23 protein-coding genes and 2 tRNA genes are annotated in these 26,490 nt (G+C 70.9%); 13 read left to right on the top strand and 12 right to left on the bottom strand.

What is annotated here, in order from left to right:
- Positions 1-26 precede the first annotated feature (26 nt).
- Together ACIP8Z_RS15000 and ACIP8Z_RS14995 are read right to left on the bottom strand one after the other, a co-directional pair.
- Entirely contained in the window at positions 27-1,445 is a 1,419-nt protein-coding gene (locus ACIP8Z_RS15000; protein WP_402083165.1) for an amino acid permease, read from the bottom strand.
- 116 nt (positions 1,446-1,561) lie between these two features.
- Positions 1,562-2,935: an amino acid permease gene (locus ACIP8Z_RS14995; RefSeq protein ID WP_402083162.1), complete on the bottom strand. Its 1,374-nt coding sequence runs from the start codon at positions 2,933-2,935 to the stop codon at positions 1,562-1,564.
- Between the two features lie 253 nt (positions 2,936-3,188).
- Between ACIP8Z_RS14995 and ACIP8Z_RS14990 the strand changes: the two genes are divergently transcribed.
- Positions 3,189-3,800 (top strand): biotin transporter BioY, encoded by a 612-nt coding sequence (locus tag ACIP8Z_RS14990; protein ID WP_319309378.1) that lies wholly within the window; start codon positions 3,189-3,191, stop codon positions 3,798-3,800.
- A gap of 96 nt (positions 3,801-3,896) precedes the next feature.
- Here the strand turns inward: ACIP8Z_RS14990 and ACIP8Z_RS14985 are convergent, their stop codons facing one another.
- Entirely contained in the window at positions 3,897-5,357 is a 1,461-nt protein-coding gene (locus ACIP8Z_RS14985) for an amino acid permease (RefSeq protein WP_402083158.1), read from the bottom strand.
- Between the two features lie 196 nt (positions 5,358-5,553).
- Here ACIP8Z_RS14985 and ACIP8Z_RS14980 point away from each other — a divergent pair, with 196 nt between their 5' ends.
- Both ACIP8Z_RS14980 and ACIP8Z_RS14975 read left to right on the top strand, forming a co-directional pair.
- Positions 5,554-6,048, top strand: a complete 495-nt coding sequence (locus ACIP8Z_RS14980) for a ribose-5-phosphate isomerase (RefSeq protein ID WP_402083156.1) — start codon at positions 5,554-5,556, stop codon at positions 6,046-6,048.
- On the top strand, positions 6,048-6,857 hold the full coding sequence (locus tag ACIP8Z_RS14975) for an Fpg/Nei family DNA glycosylase (protein ID WP_402083153.1): 810 nt from the start codon (positions 6,048-6,050) through the stop codon (positions 6,855-6,857). The genes ACIP8Z_RS14980 and ACIP8Z_RS14975 overlap by 1 nt, the downstream gene beginning before the upstream one ends.
- Positions 6,858-6,870: 13 nt before the next feature.
- Here ACIP8Z_RS14975 and ACIP8Z_RS14970 read toward each other — a convergent pair whose 3' ends face one another.
- Positions 6,871-8,100: a GNAT family N-acetyltransferase gene (locus tag ACIP8Z_RS14970; protein WP_402083150.1), complete on the bottom strand. Its 1,230-nt coding sequence runs from the start codon at positions 8,098-8,100 to the stop codon at positions 6,871-6,873.
- A 106-nt stretch (positions 8,101-8,206) separates the two neighbouring features.
- Between ACIP8Z_RS14970 and ACIP8Z_RS14965 the strand changes: the two genes are divergently transcribed.
- Both ACIP8Z_RS14965 and ACIP8Z_RS14960 read left to right on the top strand, forming a co-directional pair.
- A complete protein-coding gene (locus ACIP8Z_RS14965; protein ID WP_402083148.1) occupies positions 8,207-9,352 on the top strand; it encodes a PP2C family protein-serine/threonine phosphatase in 1,146 nt (381 codons plus the stop codon).
- Positions 9,353-9,507: 155 nt separating this feature from the next.
- Complete coding sequence (locus tag ACIP8Z_RS14960; RefSeq protein WP_015033610.1) at positions 9,508-9,702, top strand: hypothetical protein; 195 nt, start codon at positions 9,508-9,510, stop codon at positions 9,700-9,702.
- A gap of 49 nt (positions 9,703-9,751) precedes the next feature.
- Here the strand turns inward: ACIP8Z_RS14960 and ACIP8Z_RS14955 are convergent, their stop codons facing one another.
- Both ACIP8Z_RS14955 and ACIP8Z_RS14950 read right to left on the bottom strand, forming a co-directional pair.
- Complete coding sequence (locus ACIP8Z_RS14955; RefSeq protein WP_402083145.1) at positions 9,752-10,216, bottom strand: amphi-Trp domain-containing protein; 465 nt, start codon at positions 10,214-10,216, stop codon at positions 9,752-9,754.
- Between the two features lie 151 nt (positions 10,217-10,367).
- Positions 10,368-10,441, bottom strand: a tRNA-Gly gene (locus ACIP8Z_RS14950).
- A 132-nt stretch (positions 10,442-10,573) separates the two neighbouring features.
- Here ACIP8Z_RS14950 and ACIP8Z_RS14945 point away from each other — a divergent pair.
- From ACIP8Z_RS14945 to ACIP8Z_RS14920, 6 genes are all read left to right on the top strand, one after another.
- Positions 10,574-10,650, top strand: a tRNA-Pro gene (locus tag ACIP8Z_RS14945).
- A gap of 171 nt (positions 10,651-10,821) precedes the next feature.
- Complete coding sequence (gene tig / locus ACIP8Z_RS14940; protein ID WP_402083142.1) at positions 10,822-12,207, top strand: trigger factor; 1,386 nt, start codon at positions 10,822-10,824, stop codon at positions 12,205-12,207.
- A 240-nt stretch (positions 12,208-12,447) separates the two neighbouring features.
- Positions 12,448-13,065 (top strand): ATP-dependent Clp protease proteolytic subunit, encoded by a 618-nt coding sequence (locus tag ACIP8Z_RS14935; RefSeq protein ID WP_383181482.1) that lies wholly within the window; start codon positions 12,448-12,450, stop codon positions 13,063-13,065.
- Between the two features lie 62 nt (positions 13,066-13,127).
- Positions 13,128-13,790 (top strand): ATP-dependent Clp protease proteolytic subunit, encoded by a 663-nt coding sequence (locus ACIP8Z_RS14930; RefSeq protein WP_361851363.1) that lies wholly within the window; start codon positions 13,128-13,130, stop codon positions 13,788-13,790.
- Between the two features lie 156 nt (positions 13,791-13,946).
- On the top strand, positions 13,947-15,230 hold the full coding sequence (clpX, locus tag ACIP8Z_RS14925; RefSeq protein WP_024755522.1) for an ATP-dependent Clp protease ATP-binding subunit ClpX: 1,284 nt from the start codon (positions 13,947-13,949) through the stop codon (positions 15,228-15,230).
- A gap of 180 nt (positions 15,231-15,410) precedes the next feature.
- The gene (locus tag ACIP8Z_RS14920; RefSeq protein WP_402083139.1) at positions 15,411-15,683 is read left to right on the top strand and encodes a hypothetical protein; all 273 of its coding nucleotides are present in this window, start codon (positions 15,411-15,413) and stop codon (positions 15,681-15,683) included.
- An 80-nt stretch (positions 15,684-15,763) separates the two neighbouring features.
- Here ACIP8Z_RS14920 and ACIP8Z_RS14915 read toward each other — a convergent pair whose 3' ends face one another.
- A complete protein-coding gene (locus ACIP8Z_RS14915) occupies positions 15,764-16,726 on the bottom strand; it encodes a hypothetical protein (protein ID WP_402083136.1) in 963 nt (320 codons plus the stop codon).
- Between the two features lie 138 nt (positions 16,727-16,864).
- On the opposite strand from ACIP8Z_RS14915, the gene ACIP8Z_RS14910 reads away from it, so the two are divergent.
- Entirely contained in the window at positions 16,865-19,486 is a 2,622-nt protein-coding gene (locus tag ACIP8Z_RS14910) for a valine--tRNA ligase (protein ID WP_402083134.1), read from the top strand.
- 63 nt (positions 19,487-19,549) lie between these two features.
- Here the strand turns inward: ACIP8Z_RS14910 and ACIP8Z_RS14905 are convergent, their stop codons facing one another.
- The 4 genes from ACIP8Z_RS14905 to ACIP8Z_RS14890 all read right to left on the bottom strand — a co-directional run bounded on the left by ACIP8Z_RS14905 (position 19,550) and on the right by ACIP8Z_RS14890 (position 24,058).
- On the bottom strand, positions 19,550-20,893 hold the full coding sequence (locus ACIP8Z_RS14905) for a glycosyltransferase family 2 protein (RefSeq protein WP_402083132.1): 1,344 nt from the start codon (positions 20,891-20,893) through the stop codon (positions 19,550-19,552).
- A gap of 22 nt (positions 20,894-20,915) precedes the next feature.
- Positions 20,916-22,055, bottom strand: a complete 1,140-nt coding sequence (gene wecB / locus ACIP8Z_RS14900) for a non-hydrolyzing UDP-N-acetylglucosamine 2-epimerase (RefSeq protein ID WP_402083130.1) — start codon at positions 22,053-22,055, stop codon at positions 20,916-20,918.
- Positions 22,056-22,241: 186 nt separating this feature from the next.
- A complete protein-coding gene (locus ACIP8Z_RS14895) occupies positions 22,242-22,934 on the bottom strand; it encodes a response regulator transcription factor (RefSeq protein WP_402083128.1) in 693 nt (230 codons plus the stop codon).
- A complete protein-coding gene (locus ACIP8Z_RS14890; RefSeq protein ID WP_402083125.1) occupies positions 22,931-24,058 on the bottom strand; it encodes an ATP-binding protein in 1,128 nt (375 codons plus the stop codon). Before ACIP8Z_RS14890 ends, ACIP8Z_RS14895 begins: the two co-directional genes overlap by 4 nt.
- Before the next feature lie 102 nt (positions 24,059-24,160).
- Here ACIP8Z_RS14890 and ACIP8Z_RS14885 point away from each other — a divergent pair, with 102 nt between their 5' ends.
- A complete protein-coding gene (locus ACIP8Z_RS14885; protein WP_402083122.1) occupies positions 24,161-25,291 on the top strand; it encodes a sensor histidine kinase in 1,131 nt (376 codons plus the stop codon).
- A gap of 174 nt (positions 25,292-25,465) precedes the next feature.
- Here ACIP8Z_RS14885 and ACIP8Z_RS14880 read toward each other — a convergent pair whose 3' ends face one another.
- Positions 25,466-26,488 (bottom strand): rod shape-determining protein, encoded by a 1,023-nt coding sequence (locus ACIP8Z_RS14880; RefSeq protein WP_402083119.1) that lies wholly within the window; start codon positions 26,486-26,488, stop codon positions 25,466-25,468.
- Positions 26,489-26,490: the final 2 nt, after the last annotated feature.

The raw sequence follows: 26,490 nt of genomic DNA, 5'->3' as shown, positions 1-26,490 counted from the left end.
GGCGCGGTCGCGAGGGAGGGGGAGGCTCAGGACTCCTCGGTCACCGGCCCCCGCAGCTTCTGCCGCGCGAAGCCGACGGCGGCGAGCAGCAGCGTCAGGCCGCCCGTCCAGTACAGCTGCACCCGGGTGCCCTCCTCGCGGGCCATCAGGACGAAGATCGCCGCCATGCCGGCGAGCGCCACCCAGGTCAGCACCGGGAAGGCCCACATCCGCACGACCAGCTTCTCGGGCGCCTCGCGCTCGGTGCGGCGGCGCAGCACCAGCTGGGAGGCGGCGATGAAGAACCAGACGACCAGAATGATCGCGCCGATCGTGTTGAGCAGCCAGACGAAGATGTCGTCCGGACGCCAGTAGCTGAGCAGCACGCAGGCGAAGCCGAAGACGGAGGAGACGAGCACCGCCGGGCGGGGGACCCCGCCGAAGGTGCGGCCGAGCGCCTTCGGGCCCTGGCCGCGCGAGACGAGCGAACCGGCCATGCGGGAGGCGCCGTAGATGTTGGCGTTCATCGCCGACAGCAGGGCGACGAGCACGACGACGTTCATGATCTGGCCGGCCGCCGGGATGCCCAGGTGGTCGAGGGTCGCGACGTACGGTCCCTTCTCGACGACCGCCTTGTCGCCCCACGGGACGAGGGTGACGATGACTGCCATCGAGCCGATGTAGAACAGCGCGATCCGCCACATCGCCGTGCGGACCGCCTTGGCGACGCCCTGCACCGGGTGCTCCGACTCGGCCGCCGCGATGGTGACCGTCTCCAGACCGCCGTACGCGAAGACGGAGGCGAGCAGACCCACGATCAGGCCCTCGGAGCCGTGCGGGAAGAAGCCGCCGTCGCCGGTGAGGTTCGTGGTGCCGGGGGCGTCCGTGCCGGGCAGGACGCCGACGATCGCGAGGACGCCGATGCCGAGGAAGAGGACGATCGCGCCGACCTTGAGCGCCGCGAACCAGAACTCGAACTCGCCGAAGTTCTTCACGGCCGCGAGGTTGGTGACGCAGAAGACCAGCATGAAGAGCGCGACCCAGGCCCACTCGGGGCTGTCCGGGAACCAGCCGGTCATGATCTTCGCGGCGCCGATGCCCTCCAGGCCGACGGCGACGCAGAGCAGGAACCAGAAGGCCCAGCCGGCGGTGAAGCCGGCCCAGGGACCGAGGGCCCGCTCCGCGTGGACGGAGAAGGACCCGGAGGCCGGGTTCGCCGCGGACATCTCACCGAGCATGCGCATCACCAGCATCACGAGGATGCCGGAGATCGCGTAGGCGATCACGATCGAGGGCCCGGCGGCGGCGATACCGGCTCCGGAGCCGACGAAGAGCCCGGCGCCGATGACGCCGCCGAGGGCGATCATCGAGAGATGGCGCTGCTTGAGGCCGTGGCCGAGACCTTCGGCGGGTGCGGTCGCGCCGTCCTTGCGGTCGGCCGGCGCGGGCGCGGTGGTCCGAGACATGGGCGAGCCCTGTTCACTAGCTGAGACGGGGAGGGAGCCCACAGTCTGTGGGCCACCCCCGCTCACAGGGAACGGATGTCCGCTATACGGGCACGACCTTCACACAAGGTGAAGATCTAACCTCGCTTCGTACGCAGTTCCCTGACCCAGGCCACGAGGAGCACCGCCCCGGTCGCCGCCCCCGACCACAGCACCTGCGGCCGGGCCGCGTCGTCCGTCAGCATCAGGACCAGGACCGCGCCCATCGCCGCGAGTGCCACCCACGTCAGCCAGGGGAAGCCCCACATCCGCAGCGTCAGCGTCTCCGGGGCCTCGCGCTCGATCCGGCGCCGCAGCCGCAGCTGCGAGACCGCGATCAGCGCCCAGACGAAGAGCAGCACCGCGCCGACGGCGTTGAGCATGTAGAGGAAGACGGAATCCGGCCACTTCAGATTCAGCAGGACGGAGACGAAGCCGAAGGCCACCGAGGCGAGCACCGCCCGCCGCGGCACCCCTCCGCCGGAGACCCGGAGCAGCCCCTTCGGCGCCTCGCCGCGCTCGGCCAGCGAGAACACCATCCGCGAGGAGCCGTACAGGTTCGCGTTGAGCGCCGAGAGCAGCGCCACGAACACCACCACGTTCATGATCTCGCCCGCCGCAGGCACCCCGATCGCGTCCAGGACGGCGACGTACGGCGACTCGCCCGGCTCCATCGACGTCCAGGGCAGCAGCGTCACGATGACCAGCATCGAGCCCACGTAGAAGAGGAGGATCCGCCAGACCGCGCTGCGCACCGCCCGGGCCACGTTCCGCGCCGGGTCGTCGGACTCGGCCGCCGCGATCGTGACGACCTCAAGACCGCCGAAGGCGAAGACGACGGCGAGGACCCCGGAGATCACTCCCGACCAGCCGTTGGGCAGGAAACCGCCCTGCCCGGTCAGATTCGCCGACCCCACCGGGTCGGTGTCCGGCAGCAGGCCGACGATCGCCAGCGTGCCGAGGATCAGGAAGAGGACGATCGCGCCGACCTTGAGCGCCGCGAACCAGAACTCGAACTCGCCGAAGTTCTTCACCGCCGCGAGGTTGGCCACCGTGAACACGATCATGAAGATCAGCACCCAGCCCCACTGCGGGACCCCCGGCACCCAGCCGTTCGCGATCCGCGCCGCGCCCGTCGCCTCCACGGCGAGGACGACGACGAGCAGGAACCAGTACAGCCAGCCCACCGAGAAACCGGCCCACCGGCCGAGCGCGCGCTCGGCGTGCACGGAGAAGGCCCCGGACGCGGGCATCGCCGCCGACATCTCCCCCAGCATCCGCATGACCAGCATGGCGAGGGCGCCGGCGATCAGATACGAGACCACGATGCCGGGTCCGGCGACGGCGATGCCCGCGCCGGAGCCGACGAAGAGACCGGCGCCGATCACACCGCCGAGCCCCAGCATCGTCAGATGACGCTGCTTCAGACCGTGGGAGAGGGGCTCCGGTTCGGAGGCGAGGGAGTCGTGCATGCGGGGGCTCGTGCTCTCTGACGGTTTATGGAGACCCCACAGTCTCTCCAGTGAACGACCCCTGGCGCAAAAGGGACCTCCGCGCAGGACTTCCCAGTGACAAGCGTCACGTGGCGAGAAGGGTGCTCGGCGCGGTTTGTTCGATCTCCACGAAGCACGTGACCGTCGCTTTGTCGGCGGCTGACGGTGATCGGGCGTTCACTCCTGGCATACCGTCGAGGCGTCCCACCCACCCTCACCCCGCGGAGTACCGATGAGCACCGCCGCCGCCCCCGTCCGTTCCCTCCGTGCGGGAACCGTCCTCGCCGACCTGCTGCCCGCGAGCGGCAGCGTGGCCGCGAGCCGCGCCCGCGACATCGCCCTGGTCGTCGGCGGCGCCGCCCTCACCGGCCTCGCCGCGCAGCTCTCCGTACCGGTCCCCGGCTCGCCGGTCCCGGTCTCCGGCCAGACCTTCGCCGCCCTGCTCGTCGGCACGGCGCTCGGCGCCCGCCGCGGCTTCCTCGCCCTGGCCCTGTACGCGGTGGCCGGCATGGCGGGCGTGCCGTGGTTCGCACAGGCCTCCTCGGGCTACGGCATGCCGTCCTTCGGTTACGTCCTCGGCATGCTGCTCGCCTCGACCGTCGTCGGCGCCCTCGCCCGCCGGGGCGCGGACCGCTCGGTGCTCCGCACGGCCGGCGCGATGGTCCTGGGCTCCGCGATCATCTACGCGGTGGGCGTGCCGTACCTGGCGCTGGCCACCGGCATGACCCTCGGCCAGGCCGTCGCGGCGGGCCTCACCCCGTTCCTCATCGGCGACGCCCTCAAGGCGGCCCTCGCGATGGGCGTCCTGCCGACCGCGTGGAAGCTGCTCGACCGCAAGGGCTGAGCCGTCACCCCGTCCGTCCGGTGCCCAGGCGCACACGAAGAGGGCCCGCCGTTCCCCGAAGGAACGGCGGGCCCTCCCGCGTGGGTGCCCCCGGCGCTAGACGCGCTCGGAGAGCTCCGTGGCGGCCTCCGTCGAGGCCTTCGTGAACCGCTCCTTGACCAGCGCGATCACGATCACGAGCGCGGCCACGAGCAGCGACAGGACGACCTGCTCACGGGCGCTGCCGCCGTCGTAGATCATGTAGCCGAGGACGAAGACGATCATGGCGATCGTCGCCCAGGTCAGGTACGGGAAGAGCCACATCCGCACGACGAGCTTCTCCGGCGTCTCGCGCAGGATGATGCCGCGCATCCGCAGCTGGGTCACACAGATGACCAGCCAGACGAAGAGCGCCACCGCGCCGGAGGAGTTCAGCAGGAACGCGAAGACGGTGTCCGGCCACTTGTAGTTGAAGAAGACCGCGACGAAGCCGAAGACGACCGAGCCGAGGATCGCCGCCACCGGCACGCCCCGCTTGTTGACCTTGGCGAAGGCCTTGGGCGCGTCACCGCGCCGGCCGAGCGAGAAGGCCATGCGGGAGGCGGTGTAGAGGCCCGAGTTCAGGCAGGAGAGCACGGCCGTGAGGACGATCACGTTCATGATCTGGCCTGCGTGCGCGATGCCGATGGAGTCGAGGGCGGCGACGTACGAGCCCTTCTCGACGATCGACTTGTCGTTCCACGGCAGCAGGGTCAGGACGACGAAGATCGATCCCAGGTAGAAGACGCCGATGCGCCAGATGACGCTGTTGGTGGCCTTGGTGACGGCCCGCTGCGGGTCCTCGGACTCGCCGGCGGCCAGGGTGACGATCTCGCTGCCCATGAAGGAGAAGACGACCATCAGCACACCGGTGAGGATCGCCCCCGCGCCCATCGGGAAGAAGCCCCCGCTGTCGGTGAGGTGCGCGAATCCGGCGCCCGGGTTGTCCGAGCCGGGCAGCACGCCGAAGACGGCGAGCATGCCGATGACGACGAACGCGCCGATCGCGACGACCTTGATGCCGGCGAACCAGAACTCGAACTCGCCGTACGAGGCCACGGAGCCGAGGTTGGTGGCGGTGAGCACCACCATCACGATGAGTGCCCAGCCCCACTGCGGCACGGCCGGGATCCAGCTCTCCAGGATCTTGGCGCCAGCGGTCGCCTCGACGGCGAGCACGACGACCCAGAAGAACCAGTAGAGCCAGCCGATGCTGAAGCCGGCCCAACGGCCGAGCGCGCGGTCGGCGTAGGCGGAGAAGGAGCCGGAGGACGGCCGGGCGGCGGCCATCTCGCCGAGCATCCGCATCACGAAGACGACCATGGCGCCGACGAGAGCGTACGAGAGCAGGATCGCGGGACCGGCGGCGGCGATGCCGGAGCCGGAGCCGACGAAGAGACCGGCACCGATGACGCCACCGATGGCGATCATCGACAGGTGACGGTTCTTGAGACCGGCCTTGAGGCCGTCGGAGGAGTGCGGCGCCCCGGGGGTGCCGGTCTCCTCGCCGTCCTTCGTCAGGGTCGGTTGCGTGTTCATGAACGCTTCCTTGCGTGTGGGGGGCGCTCGGATCGCGAGCCCGAGCATTGAACACCGGGAACGGGTGTGATCGGAAGACCTCATTCCGGATCGTTGTGTGGACCACGTCGCGAGAGTCGAAGGTCCGTACCAGGCCGGGTGAAGGTCCCGACCCCGCTGCCTGCTACCCGGCCCCGGACATGCCACACTCGGTTTCATGCGCGTCTACATCGGTTCCGACCACGCCGGCTTTGAACTCAAGAACCACCTCGTCGAGTGGCTCACGGCACACGGCCACGAGCCCGTCGACTGCGGTCCCCACATCTACGACGCCCTGGACGACTACCCGCCGTTCTGCCTGCGTGCCGCCGAGAAGACGGCCGCGGACCCGGACAGCCTGGGCGTCGTCATCGGCGGTTCGGGCAACGGCGAGCAGATCGCCGCGAACAAGGTGAAGGGGGTGCGCGCCGCCCTCGCCTGGAGCGAGCAGACCGCCGCCCTCGGTCGCGAGCACAACAACGCCAACGTGATCTCCGTCGGTGGCCGGATGCACACCCAGGAAGAGGCGACCAAGTTCGTCGAGATCTTCCTCAGCACCCCGTACTCCGGTGACGAGCGCCACACCCGTCGGATCGACATGCTCACCGCGTACGAGAACACCGGCGAGCTCCCCCCGATCCCGGCCCACCACCCGCAGGAGCCGACCGCCTGATGCCCGAGGGGCACACGATCCACCGACTGGCCGCCGACCACCGGGAACGGTTCGGCGGCCGGTCCGTGCGGGTGACCAGCCCGCAGGGCAAGTTCACGGACTCCGCGGCGCTGCTCGACGGCACCGTGCTCGACACCACCGAGGCCCACGGCAAGCACCTCTTCCTCGGCTTCGCCGGCATGGGCTGGGTCCACATCCACCTCGGCCTCTTCGGCAAGGTGAACTTCGGGGACGCGCCCGCCCCGCCGCCCACCGACACGGTCCGGCTGCGCCTCGCGAACCCCGAGTCGTACGTCGACCTCCGCGGCCCCACCACCTGCGCGCTGATCACGGACGCCGAGAAGCGGGCGATACACGACCGCCTCGGCCCGGACCCGCTCCGCGACGGCGACGACCCCGACCGGGCCTGGCACCGCGTCTCGAAGTCCCGCACCACGATCGCCGCGCTGCTCATGGACCAGAAGGTCATCGCCGGCGTCGGCAACGTCTACCGCGCCGAGGTCCTCTTCCGGCACGGCATCGACCCCTACCGCGCGGGCAAGGACCTGACGCGCCGGGAATGGGACGCGATCTGGACGGACCTGGTGGAGCTCATGCGCGAGGGCGTCCGCCTGAACCGCATCGACACGGTCCGCCCCGCACACACCCCCGAGGCGATGGGCCGCCCGCCGCGCGTGGACGACCACGGCGGCGAGGTCTACGTCTACCGCCGCGCCCACCTGCCCTGCCACCTCTGCGCCACGGAGATCCGCACGGCGGACCTGGCAGCCCGCAACCTCTTCTGGTGCCCGGGCTGCCAGACGCGCTAGAGGGCGCGCCCCACTAGAACCCGTGCGGCAGCCACGGTGCGACCGGCGACCCGAACGCGACGGACGCCTCGGTCAGCGCCCCCTCGCGCTGCTCCCGCACCCGTCCGGCCCCCGCCAGCGACGCCAGCGAGATCCCGCCCAGGTAGGCCGCGCCCAACTCCCGTACGGAAAGGGAGAGATCAGCCGCGTCGGCCGTCCGGACGCACGTCGCGCCCTTCTGGTCCCCGACCAGCCGCCACCGCCCCTCGTTCCACGGGCAGAACGCGTCCTCGACCTCGAACACCACGTCCACCGGCGCCTGATACGTCCGCGCCTCCAGCGCCGCCCCGACCTCCACGAGGCGCAGATGCAGGGCGTCCCGCAGGCGCGGCGCGCAGCGCCGGATGTCGCTCACCAGGTGCTGCCAGCCGTCGTCCACCGGCCGGCTGAGGATCCGTACCTCCGAGGTCAGGTCCACCGAGCAGAGGAACCGCCACAGTGCCGCCTCCGCCGCCGGGTCGAGACCGAACAGCCGGTGCACGATCACCGCCCCCGTCGCCCCCTCGAACGACCAGTCGGGCTTGATCGCGTAATGGGCGTACCCCACGACCCCCCCGTCCCGCTCGGCGAGCACACAGAGCCGTGGCGACGCGCCCTCCCGGTCGCCCGCCGGATCGAGCAGCGCGAGGCGCTCCCAGCCGGGCATCGAGGCGAGCATGCCCGGCCGCGTGGGCACGAGGCGCGCGTACACGGCCTCGCACGCCGCCGCGGACTCGGTGGGATCGGCCAGCCGGAGCCGCACCTCGTCCGTGCCCTCCGGCACCGTGAGCCGCACCCGCGTGGTGTCGATCGTCGCCCGCGCCGTGTACGCGGTGACGCCGTACCCGAACCGCCCGTAGATCTCCGGCTCCGAGGCCGTGAGCACCGCGATCGACTCGCCCGCCGCCCGCAGGTCGTCCAGCTGCCGCCGCATCATCGACGTCAGGATCCCGCGCCGCCGGTGCGTGCCTGCCACGCTCACCATCGTCACGCCGCCGGCCGGCACCGACGCCCCGCCCGGCACCGTGAGCCGGAACGTGAACGCCCCCGCCGTACCGACACACTGGTCACCGTCCCAAACCCCCAGGGAACGGTCGAACTCGGTCAGGTCGCGCCACAACTGCCGTTCCTCCGGGGCCTCGGGCACACCCCCGAAGGCGAGTTCGAGGACTCCGTACCAGCGGTCCCACTCCGTCGGGTCCAGAACCCGCAGTTCAGTAGTCATATGCCATCGATATCAGCGGCGCCCGCCCGGGGCGACCCGATTTCGCGCACATTGTCACAGGGGTACCCCTGCGCGATGCCGGACGGGATGGATAGGGTCCAGGCCAATGGGACACCGCGCCGGAGTGAAGACGTACGCGGCCCGGATGCGCCGACGCGCCCGCCGGGCCCGCATCGCGCTGCGCAGATCCGGCGTCGACTACTTCCGCGGGGACGGCTCCGACTGGCTCGCCTTCGCCGGACTCCTCCTGATGATTCCGGCCATCGCCTGCGGAACGCTCCTCGACCCCGTCTGGTGCGCACCCGCCGTCCTCGTCCTGCCGATCGTGGCCGGCGGACTGCTGCTGCGCCCCGCGAGCCTGCTCGGTCTGTACGCGGCCGCCGCCGGCGCCCTCATCGTCGAGTCCATCATCCTCGGCCCCTACACCCAGGGCCCCGCGCGCGTGACCCCCGGCACCGTCCTGGTCGTCGCCGCCTGCGGACTCTTCGGACTCCTCATCGCCCAGTTCCGGGCCCGGGTCGGGGTGCCCTGGCGGCGCGGCGGCACCATGCTCTTCGACCTGCGCGAGCGCATCCGCGTCCAGAGCGCCCTGCCGCGGCTCCCGCAGGGCTGGCACCGCGAGATGGCCCTGCGCCCGGCCGGCGGCCAGTCGTTCTCCGGCGACTTCGTGGTCGCCGCCCGCACCCACGGCGGCCGGACCCTGGAGGTCGTCCTCACCGACGTCTCCGGCAAGGGCATGGACGCGGCCTCCCGCTCCCTGCTGCTCTCCGGCGCCTTCGGCGGACTCCTCGGCTCGCTCCCGCCGCACGGCTTCCTGCCCGCGGCCAACGGCTATCTGCTCCGCCAGAACTGGGACGAGGGCTTCGCCACCTCCATCCACCTCGTCCTGGACCTGGAGTCCGGCGACTACGAGCTCTTCTCCGCCGGCCACCTGCCCGCCCTCCAGCTGCACGCGGGCAGCGGGCGCTGGGAGGAGAAGGCCGCCGACGGGCCGCTGCTCGGCGTCTACGACGGCGCCGAGTTCCACCCGGACAAGGGGTCCCTGCGCCCCGGCGACGTCCTCATGCTCTTCACCGACGGCCTGGTCGAGGCCGCCGACCGGGACATCGCCGAGGGCATCGACCGCCTCACCGGCGAGGCCGACCGCTGCGTCGTGGAGGGCTTCGACGGCGTCGCCTGGGATCTGATCGAGGCCGTCGCCAAGGACGTCAACGACGACCGGGCCCTGCTGCTGATCTCCCGCCGGGGCTGACCCGCGTCCCCGCGGCGACGTGATCTTGTGCACGACGATTCGTCACCTGGCAGCGGGGGCAGGGGGGTTGGTGGCACGATGGAGACAGCGGGGGGTGTTCCGGGACACGGGCTCCCTGGTGGGCAAGGCGGGACCGACCGAGGGTGTGATCAGTTGTGGCCATTTCACTGTCTGTGGTGTTGCTGTTGGCAATCATCCTGGTGGTGCTGATCCGCGGGGGGAACCTCAAGGGCGGCCCGGCCGTGGTCGCGGTCCTCTTCGGCTTCTTCCTCGCCTCCACCGGCATGGCCGACGACATCCAGCGCTTCCTGGACTCGATAACGCAGACGGTCGCCTCGATAAAGTTCTGAGACCGACAAAGTCCTGAGACGACCGACCCCGGAACCCCTGGGGCGACTCTCAGGTCGCCGTGGCCGCTGCCGTCTGCTTCGCCGCCGCCCGCTTCGTCCGCCGGCCGCCACCGGAGGCCGACGCGGGCCCTGCCGCCGCCTTGCGCGACGCCCGCTTCGCCGGCGTGGCCGAAGTGGCCGCCGTCGTCTTCTTCGCGGCTCTCTTCGGCGTGGCCCTCGCCGCCGTGGTCTTCGACGCCGTGCTCCCGGCCGACTCGGCCGGCTTCGCGGGCGCGCTCTTCCGGGCGCGGCCCGTCGGCCACTTGAACTCGATCTCCAGCTCGATCTCCCCGTCCGACACCTCGAATTCCAGCTCGCAGCGGAGCTCGTCGGGGATGCGCAGGCTCAGGGTTCCCGCTCCCAGCTCCAGCTCGGCCTCCCCGCCCTGACGCAGGGCGGCGGCGAGGGCGGTCAGCTGATCCGCCGCCTCGGCACGGGACAGCGAGCGCTTCTGCTCGAACTTCAGGTCCTTCATGGACGGCCTCCGGTGCGGAGAAGGACGGGGCTGATCTCAGCCCAGTCTGCGGCCGTCCGCCCGACCCGGCATCTCGCACGGTCGGGGGACACCCCGGAAAACGCCTCGGGGCCGGTCAGGAGAAGACGACTCCTGACCGGCCCCGAGCACATGGAGCGGGTGACGGGAATCGAACCCGCGTAGCTAGTTTGGAAGACTAGTGCTCTACCATTGAGCTACACCCGCACAGCATCGCGCCGCAGGTCACGAGGACCGCGGCACGAAGAGCATGGTAGCGGTTCGGGGGCCCTTCGCGCACACCCCGAAATCAGGGGGCGCCGCACAGTCCCCGTCCATGTACCCTACGTGTCGCACCGACGGGGTGTGGCGCAGCTTGGTAGCGCGTCCGCTTTGGGAGCGGAAGGCCGTGGGTTCAAATCCCGCCACCCCGACCATGACGATCACGCGCACAGCTCGCGCGCTCTTGATCACGTTGTGGGCGTCATCCCGCTTGCGGTTACTATGCAAGCTGCGTGCCCGTGTGTCTTTCTGACCGGGCCGACCCGCCGGAACCGCCACACGCGGCGCCGGTGGATTCCAGGAATCAGCCACAAGGAGACCGAACCGTGAAGAGCGCCGTGGAGACCCTGAACCCGACCCGGGTTCGGCTCACTGTCGAGGTGCCCTTCGAGGAGCTCAAGGACAGCCTCGACGCGGCGTACAAGAAGATCAACCAGCAGGTCACGGTCAAGGGCTTCCGTAAGGGCAAGATCCCGGCTCGCGTGATCGACCAGCGGTTCGGCCGCGGCGCCGTGCTGGAAGAGGCCGTCAACGACGCGCTCCCGAAGTTCTACACCGAGGCCGTCAACGAGGCCGAGGTCAACCCGCTCGGCCAGCCCGAGGTCGACATCACCGAGCTGAAGGACGGCGAGCTGCTGGCCTTCACCGCCGAGGTCGACATCCGCCCGACGCTCGAGATCCCGGACTACTCCGGCATCGAGGTCACCGTCGACGCGGTCGAGGTCACCGACGAGGACGTCGAGAAGTCCGTGGAGCAGCTCCGCGAGCGCTTCGCCTCGACCTCCGCGGTCGAGCGCGCCGCCCAGGACGGCGACGTCGTCACCATCGACCTCGAGGCCAAGGTCGAGGGCGAGGTCCTGCCCGACGGTGTCGCGAGCGACGTCTCGTACACCATCGGTTCGGGCGAGCTGCTCGACGGCATCGACGAGGCCGTCAAGGGCCTGGAGGCCGGTGGCGAGGCCACCTTCACCTCGCAGCTGAAGGGCGGCTCCGCCGAGGGCAAGGACGCGGAGGTCACCGTCAAGGTCACCACCGTCTCCGCCCGTGAGCTCCCCGAGCTCGACGACGAGTTCGCGCAGATGGCGTCGGAGTTCGACACCCTCGACGAGCTCAAGGCCGACAGCCGCAAGCGCCTCGAGAACATGAAGCAGTTCGACCAGGCCACCCAGGCCCAGGAGCGCGTCCTCGACGAGCTCCTCAAGCTGGTCGAGGTCCCGATGCCCGAGAAGCTTCTCGAGGACGAGATCAACACCCGCAAGCACAACCTGGAGCACCACCAGCTCGGCCAGATGGGCCTCGACCTCGCGAAGTACCTGGAGATCCAGGGCAAGACCGAGGAAGAGTTCCTGGCCGAGACCAAGGAGCAGGCCGAGAAGGGCATCAAGACGCAGTTCATCCTCGATGAGCTCGTCAACAAGGAGAAGCTCGACGTCTCCCGCGAGGAGCTCACCGAGCACCTGTTCCGCCGTGCCGCCTCCTCCGGCATGAGCCCCGACCAGTTCGCCCAGGCCGTGGCCGAGGGTGGCCAGGTTCCGATGCTCGTCGGCGAGGTCGCCCGCGGCAAGGCCCTCGCGGTCGTCGTCGAGGCCGCCAAGGTCGTCGACAGCAACGGTGAGGTCGTCGACCTCTCCGACGACGAGGACGAGGTCGAGGCCGCCGCCGAGGCCGTCGAGGCCGTCACCGGCGAGGCCGAGGTCTCCGAGGACAAGTAAGGGGCCCTCCGCCCCGCGCGGACCCCGCTCCACGGGCCCGTACGCACTCCAGTGCGTACGGGCCCGTGGACGTACGAGGACCCGGTCATGCGCCCCCAACTACCTTGCGCTCCCAGCGAACAGTTCGGGAACCGGGATGGCGTTGTCCTACCTGCGCGTTAGGGTCCATGAAGAGAGGGCAGTGCCCTCGGTACGAGACGCTGAGACGGCCCTGGCCGTCGGAGACGAGCAGGTGGATACGTGACGAATCTGAAGCCTTACGCCGCGGGTGAGCCGTCCATCGGTGGCGGCCTCGGCGACCATGTCTACAACCGGCTGCTCGGCGAGCGGATCATCTTCCTCGGCCAGCAGGTCGACGACGAGATCGCCAACAAGATCACCGCGCAGATGCTCCTCCTGGCCGCCGACCCGGAGAAGGACATCTACCTCTACATCAACAGCCCCGGTGGCTCGGTGACGGCCGGCATGGCCATCTACGACACCATGCAGTACATCCCGAACGACGTCGTCACCATCGGTATGGGCATGGCGGCCTCCATGGGCCAGTTCCTGCTCACCGGCGGCGCCGCCGGCAAGCGCTTCGCGCTGCCGAACACCGACGTCCTGATGCACCAGGGCTCCGCCGGCATCGGCGGCACCGCCTCGGACATCAAGATCCAGGCCGAGTACCTGCTCCGCACGAAGAAGCGCATGGCCGAGATCACCGCGCTCCACTCCGGTCAGACCGTCGAGACGATCATCCGCGACGGTGACCGCGACCGCTGGTTCACGGCGGAGGAGGCCAAGAACTACGGCCTCATCGACGACATCATCACCCACGCCGCGGGCGTTCCCGGCGGCGGCGGCACGGGCGCCTGAGCCCGGCAGCCGCTGAAGAGCCCCAGCCCCCGCCGAACGCCACCAGGACGGTGAACACCCAGATGCAGAACAACCTCTCCGCGAGCGGCCTCTACACCGGCGCGCCGATGGACAACCGCTACGTCGTGCCGCGCTTCGTCGAGCGCACCTCGCAGGGCATCCGCGAGTACGACCCGTACGCCAAGCTCTTCGAAGAGCGCGTGATCTTCCTCGGCGTGCAGATCGACGACGCCTCCGCCAACGACGTCATGGCGCAGCTCCTGTGCCTGGAGTCGATGGACCCGGACCGCGACATCTCCATCTACATCAACAGCCCCGGCGGTTCCTTCACCGCGCTGACGGCGATCTACGACACGATGCAGTTCGTGAAGCCGGACATCCAGACGGTCTGCATGGGCCAGGCGGCCTCCGCCGCGGCCGTGCTGCTCGCCGCCGGTACCCCCGGCAAGCGGATGGCCCTGCCGAACGCCCGCGTGCTGATCCACCAGCCGTCCGGCGGCACCGGCCGTGAGCAGCTCTCCGACCTGGAGATCGCGGCCAACGAGATCCTGCGCATGCGCAGCCAGCTCGAGGAGATGCTGGCCAAGCACTCCTCGACGCCGATCGAGAAGATCCGCGACGACATCGAGCGTGACAAGATCCTCACGGCCGAGGACGCCCTGGCGTACGGCCTGGTGGACCAGATCGTCTCGACCCGTAAGAGCACGGCCGCCGCGGCACACTGACGCCCGACCTTCCCGTGGCACGGTGCGCGTGGCCGAATCGCGACCATGTGAACCGTGCCAAGGGGGGCCCGAACGGGGGGCCCGGCAAGGTACCGTCGAATATGAGGCACCAGGAGTCGCTGAACCAGGCGCTCCCAGGCGAAGGGGAAGCACCTCGTGGCACGCATCGGTGATGGCGGCGACCTGCTCAAGTGCTCGTTCTGCGGAAAGAGCCAGAAGCAGGTGAAGAAGCTCATCGCGGGACCCGGTGTGTACATCTGCGACGAGTGCATCGACCTCTGCAACGAGATCATCGAGGAAGAACTCGCGGAGACGAGCGAGGTGCGCTGGGAGGAACTCCCCAAGCCCCGCGAGATCTACGAGTTCCTCGAGGGGTACGTCGTCGGGCAGGAGCCCGCGAAGAAGGCCCTCTCGGTCGCGGTGTACAACCACTACAAGCGCGTCCAGGCCGGCGAGAACGGCGGCGGGGCGGGGCGGGACGACGCCATCGAGCTGGCGAAGTCCAACATCCTGCTGCTGGGCCCGACGGGCTCCGGCAAGACGCTCCTGGCCCAGACGCTGGCGCGCATGCTCAACGTCCCGTTCGCCATCGCCGACGCGACGGCGCTGACGGAGGCCGGCTATGTCGGCGAGGACGTCGAGAACATCCTGCTCAAGCTGATCCAGGCGGCCGACTACGACGTCAAGAAGGCCGAGACCGGGATCATCTACATCGACGAGATCGACAAGGTCGCCCGTAAGAGCGAAAACCCGTCGATCACCCGCGATGTCTCCGGCGAGGGCGTGCAGCAGGCCCTCCTGAAGATCCTGGAAGGGACGACGGCCTCGGTGCCGCCGCAGGGCGGCCGGAAGCACCCCCACCAGGAGTTCATCCAGATCGACACGACGAACGTGCTCTTCATCGTGGGCGGCGCCTTCGCCGGCCTTGAGAAGATCATCGAGTCGCGGGCGGGCGCCAAGGGCATCGGCTTCGGGGCGACCATCCGCTCCAAGCGCGAGATCGAGGCGAGCGACCAGTTCCAGGAGGTCATGCCGGAGGACCTGGTGAAGTTCGGGATGATCCCCGAGTTCATCGGCCGCCTCCCCGTCCTCACCTCCGTCCACAACCTGGACCGCGAGGCGCTCCTCCAGATCCTGGTCGAGCCGCGGAACGCCCTGGTGAAGCAGTACCAGCGCCTCTTCGAACTCGACGGCGTGGAGCTGGACTTCGACCGCCCGGCCCTGGAGGCCATCGCCGACCAGGCGATCCTCCGCGGCACCGGCGCGCGAGGCCTGCGGGCGATCATGGAGGAGGTCCTCCAGTCGGTGATGTACGAGGTCCCGTCCCGCAAGGACGTGGCCCGCGTGGTCATCACGGCGGACGTCGTCCGCAACAACGTGAACCCGACGCTGGTCCCGCGGATCGTGAAGAACGACGGCAGGCACGAGAAGTCGGCCTGAGCCCCACACACAGGGAGAGGCCCGGTTGGTTCATCGAACCAACCGGGCCTCTCCCTGCGTGCGCTATGTAGTGGACATGAAGAAAGGGTGATCAAGCCATTCCTTCGATCCGTCCTTGACGATCCAGTACTCGAATCGAACTATTAGGTCAACTGTTCGAGAGATTGGGATGCGTGAGGGATGCTCGTGCTCCGCTCAAAAGTTCAGCGGGTGCTGGTCGCCGCATGTGTGGCCGGCGCTGCCGCAATCCTGCCGGTGACGACCGCCGCTCCTGCCCAGGCGTCGATAGTTGACTGCCAGACCTACCTGAACTACGAGGGATACAAGGTCGGCCCGAAGGTCACCCATGCCTGTGGCCTCGGCCTGTGGTGGCAGTACGGCAGCTGTCTGGGGTTGCTCCTGCAGGCGGGCGTGAGGCAGGAGCACGCGACCACGGCCTGCAACATGGCGTAGCTCGGAACCCCTTTTGTCGTCATGGTGATGCCCGGCCAGTTCGAGGAACTGGCCGGGCATCACCGCGTTCACACCGGGGGTTAGGCCTTGGAGCGTGAGGCCTTGTACTGCTGGGCCGTCAGTTCGGCGACCTGGTCCAGGGTGAAGCCCTGGCCGCCGGTCAGCATCGTCGACGGGTCGATCGCGTTGACGACGCCCACGGTCCCGTAGTCCGCCCAGATGCACGTGGGTACCGTGAACGACTTCGGGCCCGGGGTGGTCTCCGTCTTGGTGCTTTCGAGCGTGAGGTTCTGGCACTTCATCAGTGCGCCCTCGAACCCGGCCGGGGTCTTGTCCTCGGGGCTGCCGACTGGGGTGACCTTGAGGTCCTCGGACTTGCCGCCCTGGTTCTTCCCGTAGTTCGCGAACGCGGCGTCGATCGCCTTCTCCGGATCGGCGACCTCCCCCCACATCCCGTTCAGGCTCATGTTCTTGCCCTTGAGGGGATCGGTCGAGTCACCGGCCTTGTACGAGGCCTGGGCCTGCTGCGGGTTCTTGATCCCCATGGCATCGGCGGCGACCTTCTGCTCGGGGGTCAGATCGCCACTCTTGCCGGCACCATCCTTCTTGTACTCACCGATCGTCGCCGCCGGAGTGATTTTGTACCCCTTGGTGTCGTCGGCCACGGCACCGTTTCCGCTGCCGCCCAGCACGAAGTACGCGCCCACGCCGATCGCCGCCACCACCGCGACCGCGCCGATGATCCAGCCCGCCTTCGACTTCTTCGGGGCCGGCGGGTGGGGGACGTAGCCGCCGGGGCCCTGGGGGGCGCCGTACGGGGGCTGCTGGCCGTACGGGCCGGGCTGCTGGGGCTGCTGGGGGTAGCCGTACGGAGGCTGCTGCGGCGGGACGCCCTGCGGGGCCTGCTGGGGGTAGCCGTAACCGGGCTGCGCGCCGTACGGTCCCGGCTGCTGCGGCTGCTGCCCGTACGGGCCCGGCTGCTGGCCGTAGGGCCCGGGCTGCTGCGGCTGCTGGCCGTACGGGCCCGGCTGGTTGTAGCTCATCGACAGGTTCCCCTCACAGGATGTTTATGCCTACCGAACATCCTGGCGGAACCGCGGGGGCGTCAGTGCGGCGGGGGCCACACCGTTACCGAACCAAAGCGTTTCAGGACAGCACCGAGACACCCCTAAACTGGCCCCGTGACCGAGAACACTCAGCAGCAGACAGCGCCCACCACCGAACTGCCGACCCAGTACGCGCCGGCCGAGGTAGAGGGGCCGCTGTACGAGCGCTGGGTAGAGCGCGGGTACTTCGAGGCGGACGCGAAGAGCGAGAAGCCGCCGTACACCATCGTCATCCCGCCGCCTAACGTCACCGGGTCCCTGCACCTGGGCCACGCCTTCGAGCACACGCTGATCGACGCCCTCACCCGCCGCAAGCGCATGCAGGGCTTCGAGACGCTGTGGCAGCCCGGCATGGACCACGCCGGCATCGCCACCCAGAACGTCGTCGAGCGCGAGCTCGCCAAGGAGGGCAAGTCCCGCCACGACCTGGGCCGCGAGGCCTTCGTCGAGCGCGTCTGGCAGTGGAAGGCCGAGTCCGGCGGTCAGATCTCCGGCCAGATGAAGCGTCTGGGTGACGGCGTCGCCTGGTCCCGTGAGCGCTTCACCATGGACGAGGGTCTGTCCCAGGCCGTCCAGACCATCTTCAAGAAGCTCTACGACGACGAGCTGATCTACCGCGCCGAGCGCATCATCAACTGGTGCCCGCGCTGCCTGACGGCGATCTCGGACATCGAGGTCGAGTACCAGGACGACGACGGCGAGCTCGTCTCGATCCGGTACGGAGAGGGTGACGACTCCCTGGTCGTCGCCACCACCCGCGCCGAGACGATGCTCGGCGACACGGCCGTCGCCGTCCACCCCGACGACGAGCGGTACAAGCACCTGATCGGCCGCCAGATCAAGTTGCCGCTGACCGACCGCACGATCCCGGTCGTCGCGGACACCCACGTCGACCCCGAGTTCGGCACCGGCGCCGTCAAGGTGACCCCGGCGCACGACCCGAACGACTTCGAGATCGGCCAGCGCCACAACCTGCCGAACCTCGCCGTCATGGACGAGCGCGCCATCATCACTGCCCACGGCCCCTTCCAGGGCCTGGACCGTCTGGAGGCCCGTTCCGCCATCGTCGCCGCGCTGCGCGCCGAGGGCCGGATCGTCGCCGAGAAGCGTCCGTACACCCACTCCGTCGGCCACTGCTCGCGCTGCAAGACCACCATCGAGCCGCGCCTGTCGATGCAGTGGTGGGTCAAGGTCGGCCCGCTCGCGCAGGCCGCCGGTGACGCGGTCCGCGACGGCAAGGTCAAGATCCACCCGCAGGAGATGGAGAAGCGGTACTTCGACTGGGTCGACAACCTGCACGACTGGTGCATCTCGCGCCAGCTGTGGTGGGGCCACCGCATCCCCGTCTGGTACGGCCCGGACGGCGAAGTCGTCTGCGTCGGACCGGACGAGCAGCCGCCGACGGGCGAGGGCTGGCACCAGGACACCGACGTCCTGGACACCTGGTTCTCCTCCGGCCTGTGGCCGTTCTCCACGCTCGGCTGGCCCGAGCGGACCGAGAGCCTCGAGAAGTTCTATCCGAACTCCGTCCTGGTCACCGGCTACGACATCCTCTTCTTCTGGGTCGCCCGGATGATGATGTTCGGTCTCTACGCGATGGACGGCACCCCGCCGTTCCACACCATCGCCCTGCACGGCATGGTCCGTGACCAGAACGGCAAGAAGATGTCGAAGTCCTTCGGCAACGTCGTCAACCCGCTGGACTGGATGGACACGTACGGCTCCGACGCCGTCCGCTTCACCCTGGCCCGCGGCGCCAACCCGGGCGTCGACGTCCCGATCGGCGAGGACTGGGTCCAGGCCTCCAGCAAGTTCGCCAACAAGATCTGGAACGCCACCCGCTTCGCGCTGATGAACGGCGCCACCGTCGAGGGCGAACTGCCCGACCCGTCCGAGATGTCCGCCACGGACCGCTGGATCCTGTCGCGGCTCAACAAGACGGTCGCCGAGGTCGACGCGTTCTACGACGACTACCAGTTCTCGAAGCTGTCGGACGCCCTCTACCACTTCGCGTGGGACGAGGTCTTCGACTGGTACGTCGAGCTGTCGAAGACGACGTTCTTCGCCGGCGGCGAGGGTGCCCGGGTCTCCGGCCGGGTCCTCGGCGAGGTCCTCGACGTCATGCTGCGCCTGCTGCACCCGGTGGTCCCGTTCGTCACCGAGACGCTGTGGACCACGCTGACCGGCGGCGAGTCCGTCGTGATCGCCGACTGGCCGAAGGACAGCGGCTTCCGCGACGCGGCCGCCGAGCAGGAGATCGCCCTCGTCCAGCGGGTCATCACCGAGGTCCGCAGGTTCCGCAAGGAGCAGGGCCTCCAGGACGCCCAGAAGGTGCCCGCCCGCCTCGCGCTGGAGGGCACCACGCTCGCCGCGCACGAGGCGGCCATCCGTCAGATCCTGCGCCTCCAGCCGGAGGGCGAGGGCTTCTCCGCCACCGCCTCCCTGCCGGTCGCCGGGGCGACGGTCGCGCTCGACCTGTCGGGCACGATCGACGTCGAGGCCGAGCGCAAGCGCCTCGCGAAGGACCTCGCGGCGGCGGAGAAGGAGAAGGCCCAGGCCGAGGCCAAGCTCGGGAACGAGGCCTTCCTGGCCAAGGCCCCCGACAACGTCGTGGACAAGATCAAGAGCCGGCTCGCCAAGGCGGACGAGGACATCGCCCGTATCCAGACGCAGCTGGCGACCCTGCCGCAGGCGTAACCCGTACGGAAGGGGCCCGGAACCGACTCGGTTCCGGGCCCCTTCCGCGTGTCCGCGTACCCCTCAGGCCTCCGTCGCGACCGGGCCGACGCCCGCCGCCTCGGCGTTCCGCCGGGTCTTCGCCCAGCCCGTCCGGCCGCGCAGCAGCCGGACGAAGCCGCGTGCCGAGACGATGAACAGGTGGTATGCGTACAGCCAGAGCGCGAACCCCCACAGCAGGCCCTTCAGCCGGGAGCGGTCCGGAGCGAACTCGCGCCGGTAGACCGGTCCCCAGAGCAGGAACGGGACGATCGACACGACGGCCAGCGCGAGCGCGAGCGGCCACGCGGCGAGCAGCACCTCGGCCGTGCCGCCGCCGGTGGCGAGGGCGATCAGCATGACGACCGTCAGCGCCAGCGTCGCCAGGTGGGCGAGGGGCTGGAAGAACGTGTAGAGGGACTCCAGGACGCCCCGGGCCTGGTAGTGGCGGGAGCCGACGATCCGGTTCGCGTACCGCACGCACTGGATGTTGCCCTGCGCCCAGCGGGTCCGCTGGGTCAGGAAGCGGCGGGTGTACGGGAGTGCCTCCTGGGTGACCCAGGTGTCGGCGACATGGGTGACCCCGTAGCCGGCGAGGCGCATGTGCAGGCCGAGCTCGTAGTCCTCCAGGAGGGCGTCCCGCTGCCACGGGCGGCGCTCGGCCGCCGCGATCCGGTCCAGTGCGGTGAGCCGGGTGAACTGGCCGTTGCCGCCGAGGCCGACGGAGCCGGTGCGGCGGCGCAGCAGCTGCATGCCGGTGTTGGAGACGGCGAACTCGACGTCCTGCATGCGGATGAGGAGCCGGGCGTACGCGTTCCCGAGTCGGCCCCGGTGTTCGAGGGGGCGTTCGTCGTCGACGTTCCGCATCCGCACGCCGATCTGCACCCCGCCCATGTCCGGGTCGCCGAAGGCGTCCGGGCCGCTGACGTAGGCGAGGGCGTCGGGGGAGACCTGGCCGTCGGCGTCGACGACACAGACGATCACGCGGGCCCGGTCCGCCTCGCCGAGGTGTGCGTCCAGGGCCGCGTAGGCCGCGTTGAGGGCCGCGCCCTTGCCGACGCGGGCGTCGGGCCGGCGGCGGGAGACCAGGTGGACGCGCGGGTCCCGCTCGGCGAGCGCGGTGACGATCGGGGCGGTGAGGTCGTCGCTGGCGTCGTCGATGACCCAGACGTGCGCTACGGGGAAGTCGGTGCGCAGCCGGGTGACCGTGGTCGCGACGACGGCCTCCTCGTCACGGCAGGGAACGAAGAAGTGCCAGTCGTAGGCGGCCGGGTCACCGGCCTCGGTGGGGCGGCGGCGGGCGTAGGAGTGCCGGGCCCCCGCCCAGTAGACGAGGAAGCCGGCGAGCAGGAGGAAGGGGAACACGTACAGGAGGAGGTGGAGGCTCATGGGGGTCTCCGGGGGAGGCGGGTCAGGCCGCGAGGGCGGTCAGGTCGCGGGAGCGGGTGGCGGTGACCAGATCGGTGATCAGGGCCGCGATCCGGTGGGAGGCGGTGCCGTCGCCGTACGGGCTGGGGAGGGTGGCCAGGCGGCGCAGGCCGGGTCCGCCCTCGGCGAGGCGGCGGCGGGCCGCCTCGCCGAGGCCCGGGCCGGGCTCGACGAGGTCCGCGAAGTCGGTGAGGGACTCGGGGCGTTCGGTGGACCGCCGGACGACGACCAGGGGGCGGCCGAGGACGGTCGTCTCCTCCTGGATGCCGCCGGAGTCGGAGACGATCAGGGCGGCGTGCCGGGCCAGGGCCAGGAAGGTGCCGTAGCCGGCCGGCGGCAGCACCGTCAGTCCGTCGAGGAGCGGCAGCAGTCCGGCCGCCTCGATCCGGGCGCGGGTGCGGGGGTGCAGGGGGAGGACGACGGGCAGGTCGCGGGCGAGGGCGGCGAGCTCCTCCAGGACGGCGGTGAGGGCGGCGGGGTCGTCGGTGTTCTCGGGCCGGTGGACGGTCGCGAGGACGTAGCCGTCGGGGACGAGACCGCTGACGGCGAGCAGCCGGGCGCGCTCCGCGGGCGGCGGGAGGTGGTCGTGGACGGCCTCGACGACGGTGTTGCCGGTGACGGCGATCCGGTCCTCCGCCACGCCCTCGGCGAGCAGCAGCGCGCGGTTGTCGGGGGTGGCCGCGCAGAGCACGTCGGCGAGCCGGTCGATGAGGACCCGGTTGTGCTCCTCGGGCATGGCCCGGTCGTGGCTGCGGAGGCCCGCCTCGACGTGGACGAGGGGGAGGCCGCGGGCGTTGGCGGCGAGGGCGCCGGAGAGGGCGGCGTTGGTGTCGCCCTGGACCACGACGGCGAGCGGCGGCTCGGCGGAGAAACGCTCGTCGAGGCCGGTCAGGGCGGCGGCGACCTGCACGGCCCGCGGCTGCCCGCCGACCCCGGTCAGATACTCGGGCTCGGGCAGCCCCAGCTCGTCGAGGAAGTCGCCGGAGAGCGCGTCGTCGTAGTGCTGTCCGGTGTGCACGACCCGGGCGGCGGGACCGAGGGCCCGGATCAGCTCGGCGAGCTTGACCAGCTCGGGACGGGTACCGAGGACGACGGCGACGCTGCGGGCGGGGAGAGTCTTCATACCGTCGAAAGTGACGGGCCTCGGTCGCGTCGTGCGGTGGTCCTCGGTTGCCGGACGGTTGCGGTGGTGCGGGCCGGGGTGGGTCGGGACGTCCGTCCGGGCCGTCCGGCCGGTGCCGGCCGGGACCAAGGTCCCGTCCGGCCGGTGGGATCTCCCGCCGGGCCCCGGTCCCTGCCGGTGGGACCGTCAGGGCCCCGCCCCGCTCTCGTAGCGGTACCCCAGGCCCCGGACCGCCTCCAGCGGGTCCCGGGAGCCGGGGCCGCCCGCCGTGCGCAGCTTGCGGCGCAGGCGGAGGACGGCGAACTTCACCCGGTCGCGGCCGATGGCCGTCGTGTCGTCCCAGACCTGGTCCAGGAGCTGTTCCGTGGTCACCACCCGGCCCCGGTTGCGGACGAGGAGCTGGAGCAGCCGGTACTCGATGTCGCTGAGCCGGATCTCGCTGCCCTGCCAGAGGGCGGCGCGGCGCTCCGGGACCAGCCGGAGGTCCTCCTCCACCGGTTCGCCGGCCCACTGGCGCGGCCCCGACCTGCGGAGCAGCGCCTCGACGCGGGCCAGGAGCTCCGTGTGGGCGAAGGGTTTGACCAGGTAGTCGTCGGCGCCCGAGCGCAGCCCGCGGACCCGGTCGTCGACGTCGCCCAGGCCCGACAGGACCAGGACCGGCAGGTCGCTCATGTCCCGGGTGCGGTCCAGGACCTCCCAGCCGTCGAGGGCGGGGAGGAGGAGGTCGAGGACCATGAGGGAGGGGCGCTGCGCGAAGAGGAGGCGGAGGCCCTCGCGGCCGTCGGCGGCGACGGAGACCTCGTAGCCCCGTCGGGTGAGGAGGACCCGGAGCGCCAGGGCCAGGTCCGGGTCGTCCTCGACGATCAGGAGCCTGGTCATGGGCGGCTGGTGACGGGCAGCCGGACGGTGAAGACCGCGCCGGGCCGGCCGTCGTGGTCGCGGACCGTGATCGTCCCGCCGTGCAGTCGCACGGTGTCGAGGGCGCCCGCCAGGCCGAGTCCGGTGCCGGGGAAGCCGCCGCGGCGGGCGTTGGGTGCCCGGACGAACGGGGTGAAGATCTCCTCGTGGTACTCCATCGGGACCCCGATGCCGTTGTCCCGGACCTCGATCGTCCAGTGGTCGTCGGCGGCCCTGCCCACGACCTCGACCCGCCCGTCCTCCGGGGTGAAGCGCAGCGCGTTCGCCAGGAGCTCCTCGATCGCGCCCGTCAGCATGCCCGCGTCGGCGACGAGGGGCGGCCCGCCCGGCGGGCAGTCGGCGGCGATGTACGGCCCGGCGCCGTCCGCCCGCTGGAGCGCCTCCAGGACCACCCGTTCGATCAGCTCGTGGACGAGGACCTGCCCGAGCCGGGGCTCGGCCGTCGGACCCCCGGTGGCGGCCTTCGGCAGGTTCTCGGCGACCGACCGCATCCTGATCGCGTTGCGGCGGATGGCGTCCACGTAGGAGGCCTGCTCCTGGCTCAGGGGGCCGCCCGCGGGGTCCAGGAGCAGTTCGGCGAAGCTGAGGACGGTGGCGAGCGGGGTCCGCAGCTCGTGCAGGGCCCGTCCGGCGAACGCCGCCCGTTCGTCGGCGAGCGCCGCCAGCTTCCGTACCTGCTCGTACAGGCCGTCCTCGGCCTCGCTGCGCCGCGTCACGTCCTCGACCAGCCACAGATGGCCGAGCAGTTCGCCGTCGTCGAGGACGGGCGCCCGCCGGCGGCGCAGCGTCCGGCCGTCCCGCAGGTGGTAGTCGGTCGAGCGGGTGACGGGCCCGTGCGTCTCGCTCTCCTCCAGGAGGCGCCTCCGTTCCTCCGGACGGGCCAGCAGGCCGGCCACCAGGTCGACCACCCGCTCGCGCGGTGTGCCGGGGGAGAGGCCGGCGCCGTCGGGCAGCCGGAGGAGCGTGGCGAAGCGGCGGTTGATGCGGACGACCCGCAGGTCACGGTCGAGGAGGAGCGCGGCCTGGGGGAGCGCGTCGAGCAGTGCGGCGGCGAAGGACAGCTGCTCCTGTGAGGCGTCGTGCACGGTTCCGAGTGAAACAGGAATAGGGACGAAGTGCCCGATGTCACATCAGACGGGACTTCAGGTCCGCGTCGTCGGGACGAAAGACCTTGGATGATGGAAGGCATGCTCCGCCTCCCCACCGTCCCCGCGCTCCGTCGATGCGTGGACCGGTGGGCGGTCTCGCCCCGCGCCCTCGACGTCGTCGCCGCGCTCAGCGCCTTCGGCCTCATGTGCCTGGACGTGCCGGGGCTCGCCCGCGCCGACAACTCCCTGACCGGCGTCACCGCCACCCTGGTCCTCGCGGCCGGCGCCGCCACCCTGGTGCTCCGGCGCCGGCTGCCCTGGGTGCCGTACGTGGTGGCGCTCGGCCTGATGGGCTGGCTGCACGAGCTGACCATGATCCAGTTCGCGCTGTACTCGATCGGCCGGTACCGGGGCCGCCGCGCCGCCGTCGTCGCCACCCTGCTGTACGTCGGCGTCGCCTACGGCCTCTTCCTGACCCCCGGCTGGCCCGCCCGGCACGGCGACACCCTGAGCGACTTCCTGAGCCTGGTCGTCCCGATCGGTGTCCTCGCGGCGGGCGTCGGCATCGCCGCGTACCGGCAGGACCTCGTCCGCGCGCTGGAGGTCCAGCGGCGCGAGGCCGCCGCCCGGCAGGCCGTCCAGGAGGAGCGGATCTCCGTCGGCCGGGACGTCCACGACCTGGTCGGCCGCGAGCTGACCGTGCTCGCGGTGCGGGCCGAGGTCCTCGCCGTACGGGCCAGGGGCGAGGCCCACCAGAAGGACTTCGAGGAACTCGCGGACACCGCCCGGCGCGCCCACCTCATGCTCAACGAGACGATCGTGCGCCGGGACGCGGCCACCCCCGGCCTCGAAGGCCTCGCCGAGCTCGCCGGGGAGAGCGAGCGGATGGGCAGCCCCGTCGAGCTGTCCGTCGCCGAGGAGGCGAAGGCCCTCTCGCCGCTGCGGCAGGCCGCCGTCCACCGGGTCGTGCGGGAGTGCCTGACGAACGCCGCCAAGCACGCCCCCGGGCTGCCCGTGACGGTCGAGATCACGGTGGAGGGCCCCGACCTGCGCATCGAGGTCCGCAACCCGCTGCCGAAGACCCCGCCGGACCCGGCCCCGGTCTCCACCGGCACCGGGCTCTTCTCCATGGAGGAACGGGTCACCAGCATGGGCGGCACCCTGAAGGCCCGCCGCGAGGGCGACGGCTACGAGGTGACGGCGCTGCTGCCGACGGGCCTGCGGCGCTGACACCGGCGGAGTCCGTCGGGCGTCGTGCCGGCACCCGCGGAGACCGTCGGGCGTCGTGCCGGCACCCGCGGAGTCCGTCGGCCGTCGTGCCGCGGAGTCCGTCGGCCGTCGTGCCGGCACCCGCGGAGTCCGTCCGCCCGGCGTCGACGGGGCTCGTCACCCGCTGAGGCGCGGTCAGCGCACCGTCTCCGCCTTCCCCATCACCCGCTGCAGCCCGTCGAAGTCCTCCACGCACCGACCCGACCCCAGCACCACGCAGTCCAGCGGCCGGTCCGCGACGAAGACCGGGATGCCCGTCGCCGAGGCCATCCGCAGGTCGAGGCCCGGCAGCAGCGCCCCGCCGCCGGTCAGCACGATGCCGTGCTCCATGACGTCGCCGGACAGCTCCGGCGGGCACTCCTCCAGGGTGACCCGCACCGCCGAGATGATCGCCTCGACGGGCTCGTCGAGCGCCGCCCGCACCTCGGGCACCGTCAGCTCCACCGTCCGGGGCAGTCCGCTGACCTTCTCCCGGCCGCGCACGGTGAAGGTCGCGCCCTCGCGCTCCTCCTCGCCCGGCACCGGCCAGGCCGTACCGATGGCGACCTTGACGTCCTCGGCGGTCCGCTCGCCGATGAGCAGCGAGTGCCGCTTGCGGACGTAGTCGGTGACGGCCGCGTCGAGACGGTCGCCGCCGACCCGCAGGGACTGGGCCGTGACGATCCCGCCGAGCGAGATCACCGCCACCTCGGTCGTACCGCCGCCGATGTCGACGACCATCGAGCCGCGCGGGGAGGAGACGGGGAGCCCGGCGCCGATCGCCGCCGCCATCGGCTCCTCGATCAGATGGACCGCCCGCGCGCCGGCCGAGAGCGAGGCGTGCACGATGGCCCGCCGTTCGACCTGGGTGACCCCGCTCGGCACACACACCACCATGCGGGTACGGGGCCGGCGGCGGCCCGGGACGGCCTTGCGTACGAAGTGCCGGATCATCTCCTCGGCCGCCTCGTAGTCGCTGATCACGCCGTCCCGCAGCGGGCGGATCGCGGTGATCGAACCCGGCGTGCGCCCGATGGTCTCCTTCGCCTCCGTGCCGACCGCGAGCGCCTGCCGCGAGCCCTCCTGCACCGCCACCACCGACGGTTCGTTCAGCACGATGCCCTGGCCCCGTGCGTAGAGGAGCGTGTTGGCCGTGCCGAGGTCGATCCCTATGTCCATGA

The sequence above is a fragment of the Streptomyces sp. NPDC088553 genome (assembly GCF_044752965.1).
GTDB lineage: Bacteria > Actinomycetota > Actinomycetes > Streptomycetales > Streptomycetaceae > Streptomyces.
The sequence above is the reverse complement of the archived record's forward strand: the minus strand, read 5'-3'. Positions and strand labels throughout refer to the sequence as shown.